The organism is Oceanirhabdus seepicola, from assembly GCF_023684385.1.
Taxonomy (GTDB): Bacteria; Bacillota; Clostridia; order Clostridiales; family Clostridiaceae; genus Oceanirhabdus; species Oceanirhabdus seepicola.
The window spans coordinates 58,537-74,722 of record NZ_JAGSOJ010000004.1 but is presented as its reverse complement, the minus strand read 5'-3'; the positions used below and the strand labels follow the sequence as shown (position 1 = coordinate 74,722).

At 31.7% G+C, this 16,186-nt stretch carries 16 protein-coding genes; 7 read left to right on the top strand and 9 right to left on the bottom strand.

The genetic code is table 11. The features are described from left to right. Window positions 1-183: 183 nt before the first annotated feature. From KDK92_RS17340 to KDK92_RS17325, 4 genes are all read right to left on the bottom strand, one after another. Window positions 184-1,185, bottom strand: a complete 1,002-nt coding sequence (locus tag KDK92_RS17340; RefSeq protein WP_250860622.1) for an isocitrate/isopropylmalate dehydrogenase family protein — start codon at window positions 1,183-1,185, stop codon at window positions 184-186. A gap of 16 nt (window positions 1,186-1,201) precedes the next feature. Continuing rightward, window positions 1,202-3,124, bottom strand: a complete 1,923-nt coding sequence (locus KDK92_RS17335; protein ID WP_250860621.1) for an aconitate hydratase — start codon at window positions 3,122-3,124, stop codon at window positions 1,202-1,204. A gap of 26 nt (window positions 3,125-3,150) precedes the next feature. Continuing rightward, the gene (locus KDK92_RS17330; RefSeq protein ID WP_250860620.1) at window positions 3,151-4,536 is read right to left on the bottom strand and encodes a beta/alpha barrel domain-containing protein; all 1,386 of its coding nucleotides are present in this window, start codon (window positions 4,534-4,536) and stop codon (window positions 3,151-3,153) included. 396 nt (window positions 4,537-4,932) lie between these two features. After that, window positions 4,933-5,223, bottom strand: coding sequence for a YciI family protein (locus KDK92_RS17325; protein ID WP_250860619.1), 291 nt, complete (start codon window positions 5,221-5,223; stop codon window positions 4,933-4,935). A gap of 184 nt (window positions 5,224-5,407) precedes the next feature. Here KDK92_RS17325 and KDK92_RS17320 point away from each other — a divergent pair, with 184 nt between their 5' ends. Together KDK92_RS17320 and rpiA are read left to right on the top strand one after the other, a co-directional pair. Then, window positions 5,408-5,983, top strand: coding sequence for a GNAT family N-acetyltransferase (locus KDK92_RS17320; protein WP_250860618.1), 576 nt, complete (start codon window positions 5,408-5,410; stop codon window positions 5,981-5,983). Between the two features lie 35 nt (window positions 5,984-6,018). Continuing rightward, window positions 6,019-6,696, top strand: coding sequence for a ribose-5-phosphate isomerase RpiA (gene rpiA, locus KDK92_RS17315; RefSeq protein WP_250860617.1), 678 nt, complete (start codon window positions 6,019-6,021; stop codon window positions 6,694-6,696). A gap of 94 nt (window positions 6,697-6,790) precedes the next feature. On the opposite strand, the gene KDK92_RS17310 is transcribed toward rpiA, so the two are convergent. The 4 genes from KDK92_RS17310 to KDK92_RS17295 form a co-directional block, all read right to left on the bottom strand. Further along, window positions 6,791-6,946 (bottom strand): hypothetical protein, encoded by a 156-nt coding sequence (locus KDK92_RS17310; protein ID WP_250860616.1) that lies wholly within the window; start codon window positions 6,944-6,946, stop codon window positions 6,791-6,793. 34 nt (window positions 6,947-6,980) lie between these two features. After that, window positions 6,981-8,591, bottom strand: a complete 1,611-nt coding sequence (locus KDK92_RS17305; protein WP_250860615.1) for a sensor histidine kinase — start codon at window positions 8,589-8,591, stop codon at window positions 6,981-6,983. Then, window positions 8,578-9,267 carry a response regulator transcription factor gene (locus KDK92_RS17300; RefSeq protein ID WP_250860614.1) on the bottom strand — a complete coding sequence of 230 codons (690 nt, stop codon included), beginning with the start codon at window positions 9,265-9,267 and terminating at the stop codon, window positions 8,578-8,580. The genes KDK92_RS17305 and KDK92_RS17300 overlap by 14 nt, the downstream gene beginning before the upstream one ends. Window positions 9,268-9,374: 107 nt before the next feature. Beyond that, entirely contained in the window at window positions 9,375-9,821 is a 447-nt protein-coding gene (locus tag KDK92_RS17295; RefSeq protein WP_250860613.1) for a DUF4342 domain-containing protein, read from the bottom strand. 421 nt (window positions 9,822-10,242) lie between these two features. Here KDK92_RS17295 and KDK92_RS17290 point away from each other — a divergent pair, with 421 nt between their 5' ends. Next, window positions 10,243-10,656: a hypothetical protein gene (locus KDK92_RS17290; protein ID WP_250860612.1), complete on the top strand. Its 414-nt coding sequence runs from the start codon at window positions 10,243-10,245 to the stop codon at window positions 10,654-10,656. Between the two features lie 213 nt (window positions 10,657-10,869). Here KDK92_RS17290 and KDK92_RS17285 read toward each other — a convergent pair whose 3' ends face one another. Beyond that, a complete protein-coding gene (locus KDK92_RS17285; RefSeq protein ID WP_338115278.1) occupies window positions 10,870-12,558 on the bottom strand; it encodes a DEAD/DEAH box helicase in 1,689 nt (562 codons plus the stop codon). A gap of 398 nt (window positions 12,559-12,956) precedes the next feature. Between KDK92_RS17285 and KDK92_RS17280 the strand changes: the two genes are divergently transcribed. From KDK92_RS17280 to KDK92_RS17265, 4 genes are all read left to right on the top strand, one after another. Then, window positions 12,957-13,637, top strand: coding sequence for a class I SAM-dependent methyltransferase (locus KDK92_RS17280; protein WP_250860611.1), 681 nt, complete (start codon window positions 12,957-12,959; stop codon window positions 13,635-13,637). 196 nt (window positions 13,638-13,833) lie between these two features. After that, window positions 13,834-14,880 (top strand): aldo/keto reductase, encoded by a 1,047-nt coding sequence (locus tag KDK92_RS17275; RefSeq protein ID WP_250860610.1) that lies wholly within the window; start codon window positions 13,834-13,836, stop codon window positions 14,878-14,880. 35 nt (window positions 14,881-14,915) lie between these two features. Beyond that, window positions 14,916-15,446, top strand: a complete 531-nt coding sequence (locus tag KDK92_RS17270) for a GNAT family N-acetyltransferase (protein WP_250860609.1) — start codon at window positions 14,916-14,918, stop codon at window positions 15,444-15,446. 67 nt (window positions 15,447-15,513) lie between these two features. Next, window positions 15,514-16,176 (top strand): cyclase family protein, encoded by a 663-nt coding sequence (locus KDK92_RS17265; protein ID WP_250860608.1) that lies wholly within the window; start codon window positions 15,514-15,516, stop codon window positions 16,174-16,176. Window positions 16,177-16,186: the final 10 nt, after the last annotated feature.

Here is a 16,186-nt window from a genome sequence, read left to right as displayed (position 1 = left end):
TAGTTTATCTAGGATAAAATGAGTAAACTTCTATATTATTTAAAGAATAATAAAATGTAACTTCTCACCTAAGTGAGAAATATCCATCGTTGTCAACTGTCAACTGTACGTTGTCCACTTGTTTTAAAGGTTTTTAATTTTTTATGTGTAAGCAGAGCCAGTTTTTTTATTATAGGATAAAAGCTATTGCTTGAGAAGTTCTCTAATTACCTCATTGGTGAACTCCTCTGTAGATAAAGTTCCACCTAAATCACGGGTTAGGTGTTTGCCCTCTCTAAAAATTTTATGAAGAGTTGTTTCTATCTTCTGTGCAGCCTTATTCTGACCAATATATTTTAGAAGCATTATCCCAGATAATATTGTAGCTGTTGGGTTTGATATGTTATTACCTGCAATATCTGGAGCAGAGCCATGAACAGGTTCAAAGACTGCAGCTTCATCACCTATATTTGCACCAGGGATAAGACCTAGTCCTCCAACAAGTCCAGCACTCATGTCCGATAATATATCTCCATAAAGATTAGGTGCCACTATCACATCATAGTTCTGAGGGAATTGTACAAGTTTCATGCTCATGGCATCAACTATGATATCCTCAAACTCTATATTTTCATAGTGAGAGCCACATTCCTTAGCACACTTCAAAAATAGTCCGTCAGATAGTTTAAGTATATTAGCTTTATGTGTTGCAGTAACCTTATTTCTATTCTCATTTTTGGCAAGTTCAAAAGCAAATTTACTGATTCTATCAGAAGCTTCCTTTGTTATGATTCTAATGCTCTCAGCAGCTACGTCACCAATATTATGCTCAATCCCTGCATATAAACCTTCTGTGTTTTCTCTCACGATAATAAAATCTACATTTGAATGAAGGGATGGTATTCCTTCAAAAGATTTTACTGGTCTTACATTAGCATATAAGTTTAATTTCTGTCTTAATTGTACATTCACGCTTCTGAAACCTTTTCCAACAGGGGTTGTTATTGGCCCCTTTAGAGCTATTCTATTCTTCTTTATACTAGCTATTACATGATCAGGAAGGGGAGTGTTATATGTTTTAAGTACAGAAGCACCAGCTTCTACAATTTCCCATTGAATATCAGCACCACTTGCATCAATTATTCTTCTAGCAGAGTTTGTTACTTCAGGGCCTATTCCATCTCCAGGTATAAGTGTTATCTTCATATTTTTGCCTCCTATTCTATTTGGAATTCTTGATTAGATTTAATAGACCACCGGATAAGAGCATGCTCTTTTGTCTTGGACTCACATGGAGAAGTAGTTTAAAATCTCTATTTTTCGTAATATTTCTAGCTGTAATTACAGGGCAATCTATCTGATTTAAAAGATTATCAATAACTATCTCGTCCATCATATCTATATGATCATAATCTTCCTCATTCTCAAAGCACAGCGGGAGAATACCGTTGTTTATTAGGTTCTGTTCATGTATTCTTGCGAAGGATTTTGCAATCACGCCTTTTATTCCTAAATAAAGTGGAGCAAGAGCAGCATGTTCACGACTAGATCCTTGTCCGTAATTTGATCCTCCTATGATGAAGCCACCGCCATTTTCTAATACTCTCTGTGGAAATTCCTCATCACAAGGAGTTAAGCAATAATTAGAAAGATAAGGTATATTAGATCTAAAAGGGAGTAGCTTCGCATTTGATGGCATTATATGATCTGTTGTGATATTATCTTCAACCTTTATGAGTGAAGTCCCTTTTAAGGTATTACCAAGGATATGGGTTTTGGGTACAGGCTTTATATTGGGACCTCTAACTACTTGAATATCATCACCATTTTCTGAAGGTGGAATGATAAGATTATCATTTATTGTAAAGCTATTAGGCATAGAAACATGAACATCTTCCATTAATTTTTCTGGGGAAGTTATATAACCAGTTAATGCAGATACAGCTGCAACCTCTGGGCTCACAAGATAAACATCAGCAGAAGTTGTTCCACATCTCCCTTTAAAATTTCTGTTAAAGGTTCGCAAGGATACACCATCTGTATTAGGGGCTTGACCCATACCAATACATGGTCCACAGGCACATTCAAGTATTCTTGCTCCAGCTGATATCAATGAGGATAACGAACCATTCTCAGAAAGCATGTTTAGAACCTGCCTTGAACCAGGCGATATGACAAGTGACACGTCTTCCTTTATGGTCTTTCCTTTCAGGAGTTCAGCAACCTTCATAAGATCCATATATGATGAATTAGTACAGCTCCCAATTGCAACCTGACTCACTTTTATCTTTGATAACTCATTTACTGGAACTATGTTATCTGGACTGTGTGGACATGCGGCAAGAGGTTTAAGTTCATCAAGGGATATTATGAGCTCTTCATCATATCGTGCCCCTTCATCTCCTTTTATTTCAATGAAGTCAGTTTCCCTACCTTGTGCCTTTAAAAATTCAAAAGTTATCTCATCTGAAGGAAATATTGAGGTTGTTGCCCCAAGTTCTGCGCCCATATTTGTTATTGTAGCCCGCTCTGGAACGCTGAGATATTTTAGTCCGTCACCACAATATTCGAAAATTTTGTTTACGCCACCTTTAACAGAACACCTTCTTAATACCTCTAAAATTATATCTTTGGAAGATGAGCCTAAAGGGAGTTTCCCACGAAGTTCAACCTTCACAATCTGAGGCATGGTAATGTGATATTCTCCACCAGCCATTGCAACTGCAACATCAAGTCCACCAGCTCCCATGGCAAGCATACCAATTCCGCCAGCTGTTGGAGTATGGCTATCTGAACCTAGAAGTGTTTCCCCAGGAACACCGAATCTCTCAAGATGAACTTGATGACAGATTCCATTCCCTGGTTTTGAGAAATATATTCCATGTTTCTTAGCTATATTCTGTATATAAAGATGATCATCAGCGTTTTCAGGGCCAGCTTGAAGCATATTATGGTCTATATATGCCACCGATTTTTTTGTTCGAACTCTAGGGATACCCATACTCTCAAACTGAAGATATGCCATTGTTCCAGTAGAATCCTGTGTTAAGGTTTGATCTATTTTAAGAGAGATAGCATCACCGCGATGAAGGTTCCCGTGAACCAAATGCGTACGAATTATCTTCTCTGCAACTGTTAATTTCATAAATTAGTCCTCCTAAAAATATTGGTTTAAATAGCTTCAGTACAGCCTCTGTTAATTAGGTTAGGATAATGAACGTTTATGAAGTTTCTCAGTTCGTTATTCCTTATTACAGAAGTTCGTCCATTAGAATACTGCTTATCTATCCATTCTTTTATTGGTGCTATTATTGGATCTTTTTTAGAGATTTTAGAGTCACCTTTAAGTTTAAAGTAGGTATTAATCCAAGCGGCTATACCGGCAAATCCTGAATACTGGTTAATAGCAACTACAATTGGTCTGTTAAGTATTTTTTCAGTATCAAAAATATTGTATATCTCTTCATCTTTTAACAAGCCATCAGCATGAATTCCAGCCTTAGTAACATTGAATTCACTTCCGATGAATGGGGTTCTAGAGTGAATATTATAATTCATTTCTCTTTCAAAATAAGAGGATATCTCTGAGATAATTCCAAGGTTAAGATTCTTACCTTTTCCTGTAAGCTGTACATAGTTTATGAGCATGGACTCCAGAGGGCAGTTGCCTGTTCTCTCACCGATTCCGAATAGTGTACAGTTTACTGAAGAACATCCGTAGAGCCATGCTGAAGTGGAGTTATTTACCACTGCGTAAAAGTCATTATGGCCATGCCACTCAAGAGCTGATGAAGGCACATTAGTGTGATATCTAAGGCCATGCATTATGGCAGGTATGCTCCTTGGAAGTTCAGCACCATTAAAGGAAACACCTAACCCTAGCGTATCGCAGGCTCTTATCTTAATCTGAATACCACTATCTCTAGAAAGTTTCATGAGTTTGTTAACTAGAGGTATTACGAAACCATAGAAATCGGCTCTTGTTATATCCTCAAGATGACATCTAGGAGTTATACCATGTTCTATAGCATCTCTTGCGATGGAAAGATACATGTCTATTGCTTTCTCTCTTGTGAGTTTTAACTTGTTGAAAATATGATAATCTGAGCAGGACATTAAAAGACCAGTTTCTTTAATTCCCATTTCCTTAACCAGATTCAGATCTTCCTTAACAGCTCGAATCCATGAAGTTATTTGAGGATAATCATATCCTCTTGACATACATTTACGAACTGCTTCTTTATCCTTTTCTGAATATAAAAAAAATTCGGTCTGTTTAATGACTCCTGATCCATTATCGAGTTCATGTAGGTAGTCATACAATCTAACTATCTGATCAACAGTAAAAGAGGACATGGATTGTTGACCATCTCTAAAGGTTGTATCCGTTATCCATATATCATCAGGTAGGCACATTGGATACTGAACCTGATTGAAGGTCACCTTTGGAATCTCTGAATAAGGGAAGATATCCTTATGTAAATTTGGCTCAGAGTCATTTTTCAAAGTGTAATTGTGTAGAGTGTTTTTTCGTAAGAAATTGTTAGTGTTTTTCATAGTTACCTCCTGTTTTATTTTCGTAAATTTAATAACATATATAAATTTCACAAGAATATATTTTGTGAAATTGGACTTTTGTAATTGTTTTTAATTATATATCAATTCAAAACAATATGCAAGGGTAATATTTTAAATGGCTACACAACAATGTTTTGTGCGTATAAACATTCATAAACAAAGAATAGAAATTAAATAAATGGACTTTTGGTTAAATGGAAGTTAGAATAAAATTGGAATTGGGAAGAATTGAGGAATGGGTTTGAACTATATAATATGTAACGTAGCTCTCTTTCTTTAAGTAATATTGAAAAAGTACAAGTTCAAGATATTAGAAAATATCTTGAACTTGTACTATTATGTATAAGGAATGTCCTCAGCAAGAATAGTTGCAATTTATTCATATTGATTATTATTAATAAGTACTTCCCATTCATGAACAGTACAGGAATAGAGATTTCTAAGTATTAAAGGATCTCTAGAAGCAATTTTTTTAGCTTCATTTAAGTTTTCACATTCAAAAATAATCATACCACCGTTCTCATCTTTAAACCCTCCACCAATTACTTTTCTCTCTCTCATTAAATTTTTCATAAATTCCATATGGTCTTCGTAGTCTTTAGAGGTTGTCGATGCCCCTTTTATTGGATAGTCTATTCTGATAAATAAATTATCTCCAACTTTCATATTTGTGTCCTCCTAATTATTTATAATACTATTTTAGCATTTTAAATAAGACAATTGAGTGTCATGTTTTAGTTCATTTAAGAGTATGGATTTTCATAGGCTTTATATAAATGGTATAATTAAAGCAATAAATTAGAATTAATAGTACGGGCTATGGGCAAAGATAAGAAGTGGGGGTGTAGATATGAAAGAAGTTAATATCACAAAAGCAAAAATGTCTGACTTAAAAGAAATAATGATTGTAATCAAAAAGGTTGTACAGAAGATGCACGAACAGGAGATTTATCAATGGGATGAATATTATCCAAATGAAGAGAGATTTACAGTAGATATTAGGAATTCAAACTTATATGTATTAAGAAAATATGAAGAAGGTAGTGTCATTGGAGTAGCAGCACTTGATGGGAATCAGGAATCAGAATATGCTAAGGTTGATTGGAATTATGAAAAATCTACTTTGGAGGATGAAGAGATTGAAACCATAACAAGAGAAGATGTATCGTTTTCCATTGATGGTGTCTTAGTGATACATAGGTTAGCCATGGATCCTGATAATCAGGGTAAAGGATATGCAAGAAAGTTTATGGAGAAACTTGAAATGGAAGCATTAAGAAGAAGAGCTAAGATAATTAGATTAGATTGTTACAGTTGTAATACAAAAGCAAATGGTATGTATAGAAAATTGGGATATAAGTATGTTGGGGATGTTTATTTCAGGCATAGAGAAGAACCGTTCCATTGTTATGATAAGGAACTATAAATAAATTATCAATATTATGAGAGTGAGATGAAATAATGAATACCAAGAAAATTGCAGGAGAAAAGGCTGCGGAGTTTATTGAAAATGGTATGACGGTGGGATTGGGAACAGGATCAACAGTATATTACACTATTATGAAATTAGCTGAAAGAGTTAGGAAAGACGGACTAAAAATAAGGTGTGTTTCCACCTCGAGTAAAACTACTAAATTAGGGGAGCAGCTGGGGTTAGAAATATTTTCTTTAAATGATGTAGACTATATTGATGTAACTATTGATGGGGCTGATGAAGTAGATAAAAATTTTAATGGGATAAAAGGTGGAGGAGGAGCATTACTATACGAAAAATTAGTAGCTTTCGCCTCAAAAAAGGTTATTTGGGTTATTGATAATAGCAAGAAAGTTAATAAATTAGGAAAATTTCCTTTGCCAGTTGAAGTGGTACCATATGCATATACACATCTTTTTAATTTTTTCATGGAGAGTGGATTTAATCCAGTTCTTAGAGAAATTGATGAAGAAATTTTTAAAACAGATGGGGGACATTATATTATAGATTTACATATGGGTGTGATTGATAATCCTTACGAATTCTCATTAAAACTTAAAGATATTCCAGGAGTAGTGGATATAGGAATGTTTTTGGATATGACTGATGTTTTGATTGTTGGTAATGAAGATGGCGCTATTGTAAAATTAAAAAACAAGGAATAAATATAAAAGATATAAAAACTTAAAGACAAATTGAGAGCTTAAAGGAAATGGAGAATGGAGAATGATTGAGATTTCTCTTCGAGAAATTTTAATATTATTGTTCGTTGGACAATGATAGATTTACTCGTTTCATTTGTAATGAAACACTGTATCTTAAATACAAATTATATCCAAGGATAAAATGAGTAAAAACCTCTTGTCCTAAAGACCAATAAAATATAGGTTCTGCGTAAGTAGAACCATCCATCATTATCCATTCTCCATTATCAATTATACATTTATTTCTATATCATACTCGAAGTAAAAGGGAGTTTAACAGTAAAGGTACTTCCTTCACCAAGGGAACTTTCAACTGAGATAGTTCCTTTATGAGTATCAACAATCCATTTGGCAATGGATAGTCCGAGTCCAGTTCCTCCTTTTTCATCCTGCTTACTTCTAGATTCATCTACTCTGTAGAATCTATCAAATATATGGGGGATATCTTTAGCGGAAATTCCCATACCTGTATCGGAAACTCTTATAATTATCTCATTTTGTTCAGAGAACGCACTTATATTTATATAACCTGTTTCTGGAGTATATTTTATACTATTATCTACAAGTATACGAAGTGCTTGTTTTATTAGCTTTGGATCGGCGAATAGAACTAAATTTTCCTCTGTATTTGATGAAATAGTATGATTCGAATCAATGAGCTTGGTTTCTTTACATATACTTTCAATAAGAATAGAAAGATCGAATTCTTTCTTATCAATCTTCTGAGTATGCTTATCAGCTCTTGCGAGGAATAATAATTTCTCTACTAAATCCTTCATATTTTCAGATTCATCTTTTATTGCAAGGATGGATTCTTCAAGAACATCTTTATCATTTTTTCCCCATCTTGAGAGGAGATTGGCATATCCTTGGATTACTGCAATTGGCGTCCTTAGTTCATGGGAAGCATCGGATACAAATTGTTTCTGCTTTTCATATGAATCTTGAATTCTATCAAACATATTATTTACTGTTAGAGCAAGATCTTTAAGTTCATCTTGAGAACCGCTAATATCTAAACGGGTATCAAGATTACTTACATTTATCTCTTTGATAGCATCATTCATGGTATATACAGGCTTTATCATACGTTTAGTTAGCCTAGATATATACTTAGAACATGATAATAAGGAAAATAAAAATAATATTGATATACCTAGTAGAAAATATTGAATATATAATAGCTCATTTTCTAAACTTCTAACAAAGGTTAAATTTATTACCCGGTCATCAATATTAAAATTATCTTTATATATAAGATAAAAATCAAAGGTATCTAATTTAGTTATTCCTAGTGAAATTTCATCTATAAAAAACATATCATTACTTAAAATAAATTCTGGATTTATTTCAACGGTATCTTGACTAATTGGAGTGTTTTCATGAAGGTTGCTATTATTATCATAAGTGTTTAATAAAACATTAGTATCTTCTTGTATGATAGCAGATATATCTTCACTTTTCATGTAACTCTTTATATGGGTTGACATGGGAGCTTTAGATTCTATGCTATCTATAGCATTAAAATTATTTGAAATATACTCTGACTTTGTGATAAAATCATTTCTTATTATGAATATATTAAATCCAAAGAATAATAGGATAAGCAACAGAATTGTTCCTAAAAGTTCTCTTAAAATTTTAAATGAGCTGAAGACTGTTAATTTAAATGTTATAGAAAACCTAAATAATCTAGTAATCTTAGCTTTAAATTCTTTAATATAAACTTTGAATTTCTTTGGGGGAGAAGAAATAAATTTAGTTATACTATCAGAGATATAAAGTATATGCTTAGTAAGTGCTCTCATTATTTTATCAAAATTATCTCTCTCAAGAGGATTTTTATTCTTCTTCATCTTTAATCATATAACCAATTCCGCGGATTGTGTGTATATATTTCACATTATAATGACTGTCAATTTTAGCTCTTAAATAACGTATATATACATCAACAATATTGGTATCTCCTGTATAATCATATCCCCAAACTTCGTTTAGAATTTGGTCTCTAGATAGTGCAATATTCTTATTTATCATAAGATATTTTAAAAGATCAAACTCTGTTTTGGTTAAATCTATCACGTCATTATTAAATTTCACTGTGTGTTGTTCATTGTTTAAAGACAATTTTTTTAGAGTAAGAACTTTGGTGTCTAATACATTGTCATGATTGTTCTTTAGGATAACTCTTATTCTTGCCAGTAGGACTTCGATAGCGAATGGTTTTGTAACGTAATCATTTGCACCCATATCAAGACCCATTACTATATCCATTGTGGTGTCTTTTGCAGTTAACATTATTATTGGCACATCACTTTCACGCCTAATTCTTCGGCATACTTCTATACCATTAAGCCCTGGAAGCATTATATCCAAGATTATCATATCGGGATTTGTATTCAGGGCTTTTTCTAGACCGTCTCTACCATCATAAGCTTGAGTTATCATATAACCTTCATATTCCAGTTCTAGCTGAAGGAAACGAGAAATTTTTACTTCATCTTCAATAATCAGAATGTGTTTCTTTTTCATATTCGATCTCCTTGTTGTGGTAATAAATGGCTTTATATACCAATAATAATATATACTTATATCATTATCAAGAGAACACTTTAATTACTCTGTATCTAATGAGATGATTATTGGTGCGTGCCATCTAATGAAGAGTTAATGGTATCACTTATTTTTGTTATTGTTTTATTTATTGTAAAATCTTCATTTCCTCGTCTTGAAAATCTTAAAGTATGCTTAGTTAATAGTGATAATGCTGTTGCAATCAGTGTTATTGGTGTTGCAACTATAAGTGCTAGTATTAATAAGTTAAGTGAAATATCTAACTTCATTCTATCTTCTTTACTTACAAGTAATCTGATCTCAAATCCTTTTTGGATAAGCTTTTTAATAGTATCAACTAAATTTGTTGTACTGTCTTGGAATGGCTTTCCTTTTATTTTCTTTTGTTGTTCTAAATAAGCTAATGCATTAACGATATCACCATCATTTATTTCTAGTGCTTCCTTTGCTTCTGAATAACTTACGTTAGCTCTCTTTCTTAATAAATCGATTTGTTCTAATGTTATTTTCATAATATAGCCTCCTAAAATTTTAATTAATTGATAAACTTTACTGAAACTTCATTTATACTTGTTCCAAAATCTCAAAGTTTTAATGAGTTATGGACATGTATAAATTATTAGTTGAAGTAGTTTATCAATATTTTTTATTTATGATTAATAGATATAATGTTCGAAGTTTGAACGTAGAATTTAGAGTATAAAGTCATGAACTCTACGTTCGTGTTTATATTAAATAAACTTCATTTAATTGATTGATTAATTATATTATAGGAGACGTGTATTAGATGGAAATTAGTGAAAGATTAAAATTTCATTAGAAAATTAATAAAATCAGATGAAGAAGATTGGGTGAGTTTTTATGTGGTAGATAAAAGAAATTAAATAGATATACAGAATAAAAAAATATATGGGGAAATAAGGGGATGTAACGATGATATTTGAATACAAATTAAAATATAGAATAAGAACATGTTTGATATTTTCATCAGTGGTTATATTGAGTAATTATTTCATGAAGTTAGATTTTAAAGTGATAGTAGTATTTTTATTTGCTTCCAATCTAAGTGTTTTAATTGATAGAGGGGGTTATAAAATTGAAAATAAAATTCTGTATATAAATAACATGTTTTCAACAAAAGAAATAAGTATTAAGAAAATAAAGTATGTTAAAAAATCAATAATAGATTTAAAAATAATATTTTTTAAAAATTATAGAAAAGGAAGTATTTATATTTTTTATGATGATAATAAAAGTATAGAAATAAGTACAAATTATTTAAATCATAAAAAACAAACACTGTTAGAATATCTCACTAAAGAATGTAAAATCAAATATATAGGGTGATTATATAAGGTTTATTATAAGCAATTTATGGAGAAGTAAAAATGAAAAGATTTAGATTAATAGATTGGAAAGGTATAGAACGAGTGTTATGAAAGAGATAAGGAAATATTGGACAGGACATATAAGTGATTATAGAAGAGTGAAGTAAACATAAGTTTAAATAAAAAAGCATGAGAATAAATTCTCATGCTTTTTATATAAAATAGTATATTCTTAGTTAAGTCTTTCAGTTCTTGGAGCTCTTGGTCCTCTTGGTCCTCTATTATTAGATGGACGACTAGAACGGTTTGAACGGCTAGTTTTACCTTTAGCAGGTTCCATCACTACGTTAATACCTTTGATTTTGTTGTTTTTCATTGAAAGAAGAACAGCGTGAGCATGTTGCTCTGGTATTTCAACGAATGAGAATGCTTCAAGAATATCAATATCTCCTATAAGAGATCCGCTGATAGAGCTATTGTCAGTTATAGAACCAACGATGTCCCCAGGACGAACTCTATGTTTCTTACCTATGTTAAGGAACATTCTAACCATTCCAGAACTTGCTCCTGTATCACCATATTTAACAGGTTTAACACCTTTAATATCTTTTAACTCAGGCATGTGAAGTTCTTTTTTTAGAAGAGCTGCAGCTATTTGTACAGGGTCAAGACCTTCTTCTTGGAATTTTTCAACCATATTCACATATTTACCTATCTTACCTGCGTCAATAATTGATTTAAGTTCATCAACGAAAGCAGCAGTCTTCTTTTCTTCTATGTCTTTTACTGTAGGTACAGAATCTTTTTCTACAGTGTTCTTAGTGTATTTCATAATATCTCTTAGTCTGAAGAAAGTTCTTGCAGTTACGAATGAGTATGCAGTACCCTCTCTACCTGCTCTTCCAGTTCTTCCTATTCTATGAACATAATATTCCTCATGCTCAGGAACATCATAGTTGAATACGTAATCAACATCATCAATATCAAGTCCTCTTGCAGCAACATCAGTTGCAACTAGAATCTTAACAGTTCCTTCTTTGAATTTATTAATAACACTCAATCTAAGTGTTTGTTTCATATCACCATGTATTTTATCAGCACTATATCCACGTGTCTGAAGTTGAGCAGTTACCTCATCAACTTTTCTCTTTGTATTACAGAAAACAATTGATAACTTTGGAACACGAATATCTATAAGTCTAGATAATGCTTCGAACTTTTCACTCTCTCTAACTTCAACATACTTTTGAGATATGTTAGGAGTAGATAATTTAGTTCTAGTAATCTTAATAATCTCAGGATTTTTCTGATATTTGTTGATGATGTTTAAGATAGGTCTAGGCATTGTAGCAGAGAATAATAAAGTCTGTCTTTCTTCAGTTTCAATAAAAGACATAATTTCTTCGATATCTTCTCTGAATCCCATGTTAAGCATTTCATCAGCTTCATCAAGAATTAACATTTTAAGATCATCAAGTTTTAAAGTTCTTCTTCTGATATGGTCCATAACTCTTCCAGGAGTTCCAACTATCATGTGAACACCTTTTCTTAAAGCACTGATTTGTCTATCAATAGACTGACCACCAAAAACAGATTGAATTTTTAAACCACGCTTATATTTACCTATTTTATAAAGTTCTTCAGAAACCTGAAGAGCAAGCTCTCTTGTAGGACATAAAATTAAAGCTTGTGGTTTGTTCTTTTCAACAGAAACTAGATCAAGAGCTGGTATTCCAAATGCAGCAGTTTTTCCAGTTCCAGTTTGAGCCTGACCTACTACATCCTTTCCTTCTAATATTAGAGGGATTGTTTGACTTTGAATCGGTGTAGCTTTCTCGAAGCCCAAATCTTTAACCGCCTTTAATATTTCCTCAGAGCAGTTAAGATTTTCAAATAATAATTCATTCATACGTTTAATCATTCCTTTAGTTTAAATTTTTTAAGCTAATGGAAATTGCATTTTGACTGGTTAACGGAAATTTATACATCATATAAATATAATTATAGACAAGTTATACTGAAGTTATTCAATTCCTATATACTTAATAGATTAATTAGTATCTATAAAAAAATATAAAATTCAATGGGACTATTGTAAATATAGTTCACAAATTGGCGCACTATATTATGCAATTTCCAAACATTATTCTTCTTTATATTAAAGAAGATAATAATTTTATTTTAGCAAACAACTCATTATAACACTAAAAGTGATTAATTAATACTGGTTTAATTTATATATTATGAATTTTTTTTTTGAATAGACACCTATATTCCCTTATAATTGTAAATGAATAAAAAAATGTCAGGGGGATTTATATGAAAGAAGGATATAAGGATACCATTGAGTTTTGGCAAAAAACTTTTGAGCCTAAAGATGAATTATCAAAAGGGAGAGATTATAGAAAAGATACAGGAGTAATAGATTTAGAAAAAGGAATAGAATGGATTTCATCTGAAAATGGAAAACTTCTTGATTATGGATGTGGAAATGGAGCAATGATACAAAGGGCACTTGCATATGGGGTAGATAGAATTCATGGCATAGATATTTGTGAAAATGCTATAAAACAAGCTATTAATGTGGTTAAAGAATATCATTTGCAGGATAAGGCTTCTTTTGAAATTGGAGGAGTAGAAGCTTTAGAAAAATTTCAGGATTGTGAATTTAATGGAGTGATACTATCCAATATTATAGATAATATGATTCCAAAAGACTCTTTGAGGGTATTAGATGAAGTTGCAAGAATCTTAAAACCTAGTGGAAAACTTTTATTAAAAATCAATCCTTATATTGAAGATAATAAAATAAAAGAGTGGAAATTTGAAGAGCTTGAAGAAGAATTCTATAAGGAAACCTCTGGGTTATACTTATGGAATATTACTGAAGAAAAATTAGACATGATTCTAGATGAAAAATTTATTATTGAAGAAAGAAAAGAAGTTTATTATGAAGCACATGATATGATCAATAGAATGTATTATATTAGAAAGAAATAAAGGGAGAAATAAAGAAAACTGTGACTAAATAAGTTAGCCACAGTTTTTATACTCTCTATACTTATATTATAGCATATATATGGAAAAAGAATAAGCCTTATAATTGTTGTGGAAAAACTGTAAAATAATTCATAAGTATTTAAATGCATTAAATATAGTAGAAAGATATTTAATTTGAATATGGGGGGGGATGTAAATGATAAAGGGATGTGCAACTGTTAAGGGGACAAAAGGTTATTTTGATAAGAGGAATATACAGAGAGATAAATTAAGAAACAGTGGTGAGTTCTACACTTTACCTGTAGCTGTAGGGACACATCTAGGAGATTTTTCAGAGGAGCATTCTATGTTGTTTCAGGAGTGTATTGAACATGCACTTAGGAAAAAGGTGAACTTTATAGATACTGCAGTAAATTATAGAGGAATGAAATCAGAGCGTGATATTGGGAAAGTATTAGACAAGCTAATAAATAAAGAAAAGGTTTTAAAAAGAGAAGAAGTGGTGATATCAACAAAGGCGGGAATGCTTCCAGGAGATATAGATATACCCTTAAAGCCACTAGATTATCTAGATGAGATATTCATAAAAAATGGATTATTAAAGAAGGAAGATGTGAATATTATAGATGGTTATAGATGTTCATTGAATCCAAATTTATATGAATACTGTATTGAACAGAGTAAAAAGAACATGGGAATAGAGACAATTGACATATTATATGTTCACGAACCAGGAATTTCTCGTGAAGTGTTAGGAGAAGAAAAATTCTATGATGGAATTAAAGAGGTATTCGCTGCACTTGAAGAGCAAGTTAAGAAGGGGAATATTCGGAATTATGGCATGGCAACATGGTGGTGTTTTAGAGAAGGGACCAAAGGGGCAAGATATATTTCTCTAAACAAGGTGTATGACATAGCAAAAGAAGTAGGTGGACAAAATCACCACTTCAGATTTATTCAGTTACCATATAACAAGGTTATGAGAGAGGCTACAACCTTAAAGAATCAAGAGGTTGATGGAGAAAAGATCACAACAATAGAATTAGCACAAAGACTAGGGGTTAAGGTTACAGTAAGTGCACCATTAAATCAGTTTGAATTTGAGAAAGAAAAATTTACAGGAAGTGAATTAGTTAAATATGTGATTGATACTGAAGGTATTTATGCAGCTATGATTGGAACAAAAAGAAAAGAACATTTGGATGATAATATAAAGGGGATTATAGAAGAGATTAGAAAATAATATGCATTTTATGGTAAAATATAAAAGAATCAGCTATGAGTAGAATGGATAGACAATTCATGGGGATGAATACTGTAAATGACAGAACAAGGGGGGAATTAAAGATGAAATATGATTTTAGATTAAGAACAGAAGAAGATGTTAAGGAATTTATAACATGGAAGTTTGACGGGATATATTCTTTCTATGATAATGATATTCAGAAAGAAAAAATAGAATATTATCTTGAATCAGTAAATAAGGAAGATTTATTCTCAATTTACGATAGAGATGGTAAATTAATTGGTAATTGTGAATATGAAATCATTGATGAAGATTTTGTTTTTGGTGTTCAATTAAAACCTGAACTAACAGGCAAAGGTTTAGGAGAAAGCGTTATTAGAGATATTATAGAATATGCTAAAAATAATTATAACCATGAAACGTTACATTTAGGTGTAGTTAAATTTAATGAGAGAGCAATAAAGTTATACAAGAGAGTGGGATTTGTAGCTGAGGCTGAAACAGTTTGGAACATAAGAGGAAAAGATTATGAAGCAGTTATAATGGGATTGAAGATAATATAATATATAGAAAACATAGTGGACAGTGCACGCAGAGCGTGCTTTTATTTTACAAAGGGTGGGGATAGAAATGAAAAAAAAGGTATACGACCTAACTTATACAATTCATGAGGAAATGGCAGTTTATCCAGGAACAGAGAAACCTATTATTCATGAGGCAAATACTATTGAAAAGGATGGATTTGAGGAGAAGAAGATCACTATGTATTCTCATACAGGAACTCATATGGATTCTCCAGCGCATATGGTACAGGGAGGAAAACATCTTGAGGAGTTTGATAGCAGTAAGTTTATTGGAAAAGCAACTTTGATAAGAATGAAAAAAGAATGTGGCAAAATAACTAAAGAAGAAGTTATAGAGTATTTCAATACCAACAAATTCAGTAAAGAATTTGATTGCATTGAATTCGTAGTTTTACACACAGGATGGGGAAAACACTGGGGTAGTGAAAAATACTTTGAGGATTTCCCTACATTATCATTAGAAGCTGTGAAGTGGATAAAGAATAAATTTAAAAATATTAAAGGAATTGGGGTTGATACCATTTCTGTAGATTCTATGGGTTCTAATAAATTTGAAAACCATCATGAACTACTTAAGGATGATATTGTGATAATCGAAAATATTGCAAACTTGAATAATATAGAAGAAAAAATATTTACCTTTATGTGTCTTCCACTAAAATTCGAGAATAGTGATGGAGCACCAGTTAGAGCAATAGCGACAATATAATAATAAATTT

Excerpts from the sequence above, each read along its gene's own strand:
- KDK92_RS17340 (WP_250860622.1), bottom strand. The coding sequence starts at position 1,185 with ATGAAGATAACACTTATACCTGGAGATGGAATAGGCCCTGAAGTAACA.
- KDK92_RS17335 (WP_250860621.1), bottom strand. The coding sequence starts at position 3,124 with ATGAAATTAACAGTTGCAGAGAAGATAATTCGTACGCATTTGGTTCAC.
- KDK92_RS17330 (WP_250860620.1), bottom strand. The coding sequence starts at position 4,536 with ATGAAAAACACTAACAATTTCTTACGAAAAAACACTCTACACAATTAC.
- KDK92_RS17325 (WP_250860619.1), bottom strand. The coding sequence starts at position 5,223 with ATGAAAGTTGGAGATAATTTATTTATCAGAATAGACTATCCAATAAAA.
- KDK92_RS17320 (WP_250860618.1), top strand. The coding sequence starts at position 5,408 with ATGAAAGAAGTTAATATCACAAAAGCAAAAATGTCTGACTTAAAAGAA.
- rpiA (WP_250860617.1), top strand. The coding sequence starts at position 6,019 with ATGAATACCAAGAAAATTGCAGGAGAAAAGGCTGCGGAGTTTATTGAA.
- KDK92_RS17310 (WP_250860616.1), bottom strand. The coding sequence starts at position 6,946 with ATGATGGATGGTTCTACTTACGCAGAACCTATATTTTATTGGTCTTTA.
- KDK92_RS17305 (WP_250860615.1), bottom strand. The coding sequence starts at position 8,591 with ATGAAGAAGAATAAAAATCCTCTTGAGAGAGATAATTTTGATAAAATA.
- KDK92_RS17300 (WP_250860614.1), bottom strand. The coding sequence starts at position 9,267 with ATGAAAAAGAAACACATTCTGATTATTGAAGATGAAGTAAAAATTTCT.
- KDK92_RS17295 (WP_250860613.1), bottom strand. The coding sequence starts at position 9,821 with ATGAAAATAACATTAGAACAAATCGATTTATTAAGAAAGAGAGCTAAC.
- KDK92_RS17290 (WP_250860612.1), top strand. The coding sequence starts at position 10,243 with ATGATATTTGAATACAAATTAAAATATAGAATAAGAACATGTTTGATA.
- KDK92_RS17285 (WP_338115278.1), bottom strand. The coding sequence starts at position 12,558 with ATGATTAAACGTATGAATGAATTATTATTTGAAAATCTTAACTGCTCT.
- KDK92_RS17280 (WP_250860611.1), top strand. The coding sequence starts at position 12,957 with ATGAAAGAAGGATATAAGGATACCATTGAGTTTTGGCAAAAAACTTTT.
- KDK92_RS17275 (WP_250860610.1), top strand. The coding sequence starts at position 13,834 with ATGATAAAGGGATGTGCAACTGTTAAGGGGACAAAAGGTTATTTTGAT.
- KDK92_RS17270 (WP_250860609.1), top strand. The coding sequence starts at position 14,916 with ATGAGTAGAATGGATAGACAATTCATGGGGATGAATACTGTAAATGAC.
- KDK92_RS17265 (WP_250860608.1), top strand. The coding sequence starts at position 15,514 with ATGAAAAAAAAGGTATACGACCTAACTTATACAATTCATGAGGAAATG.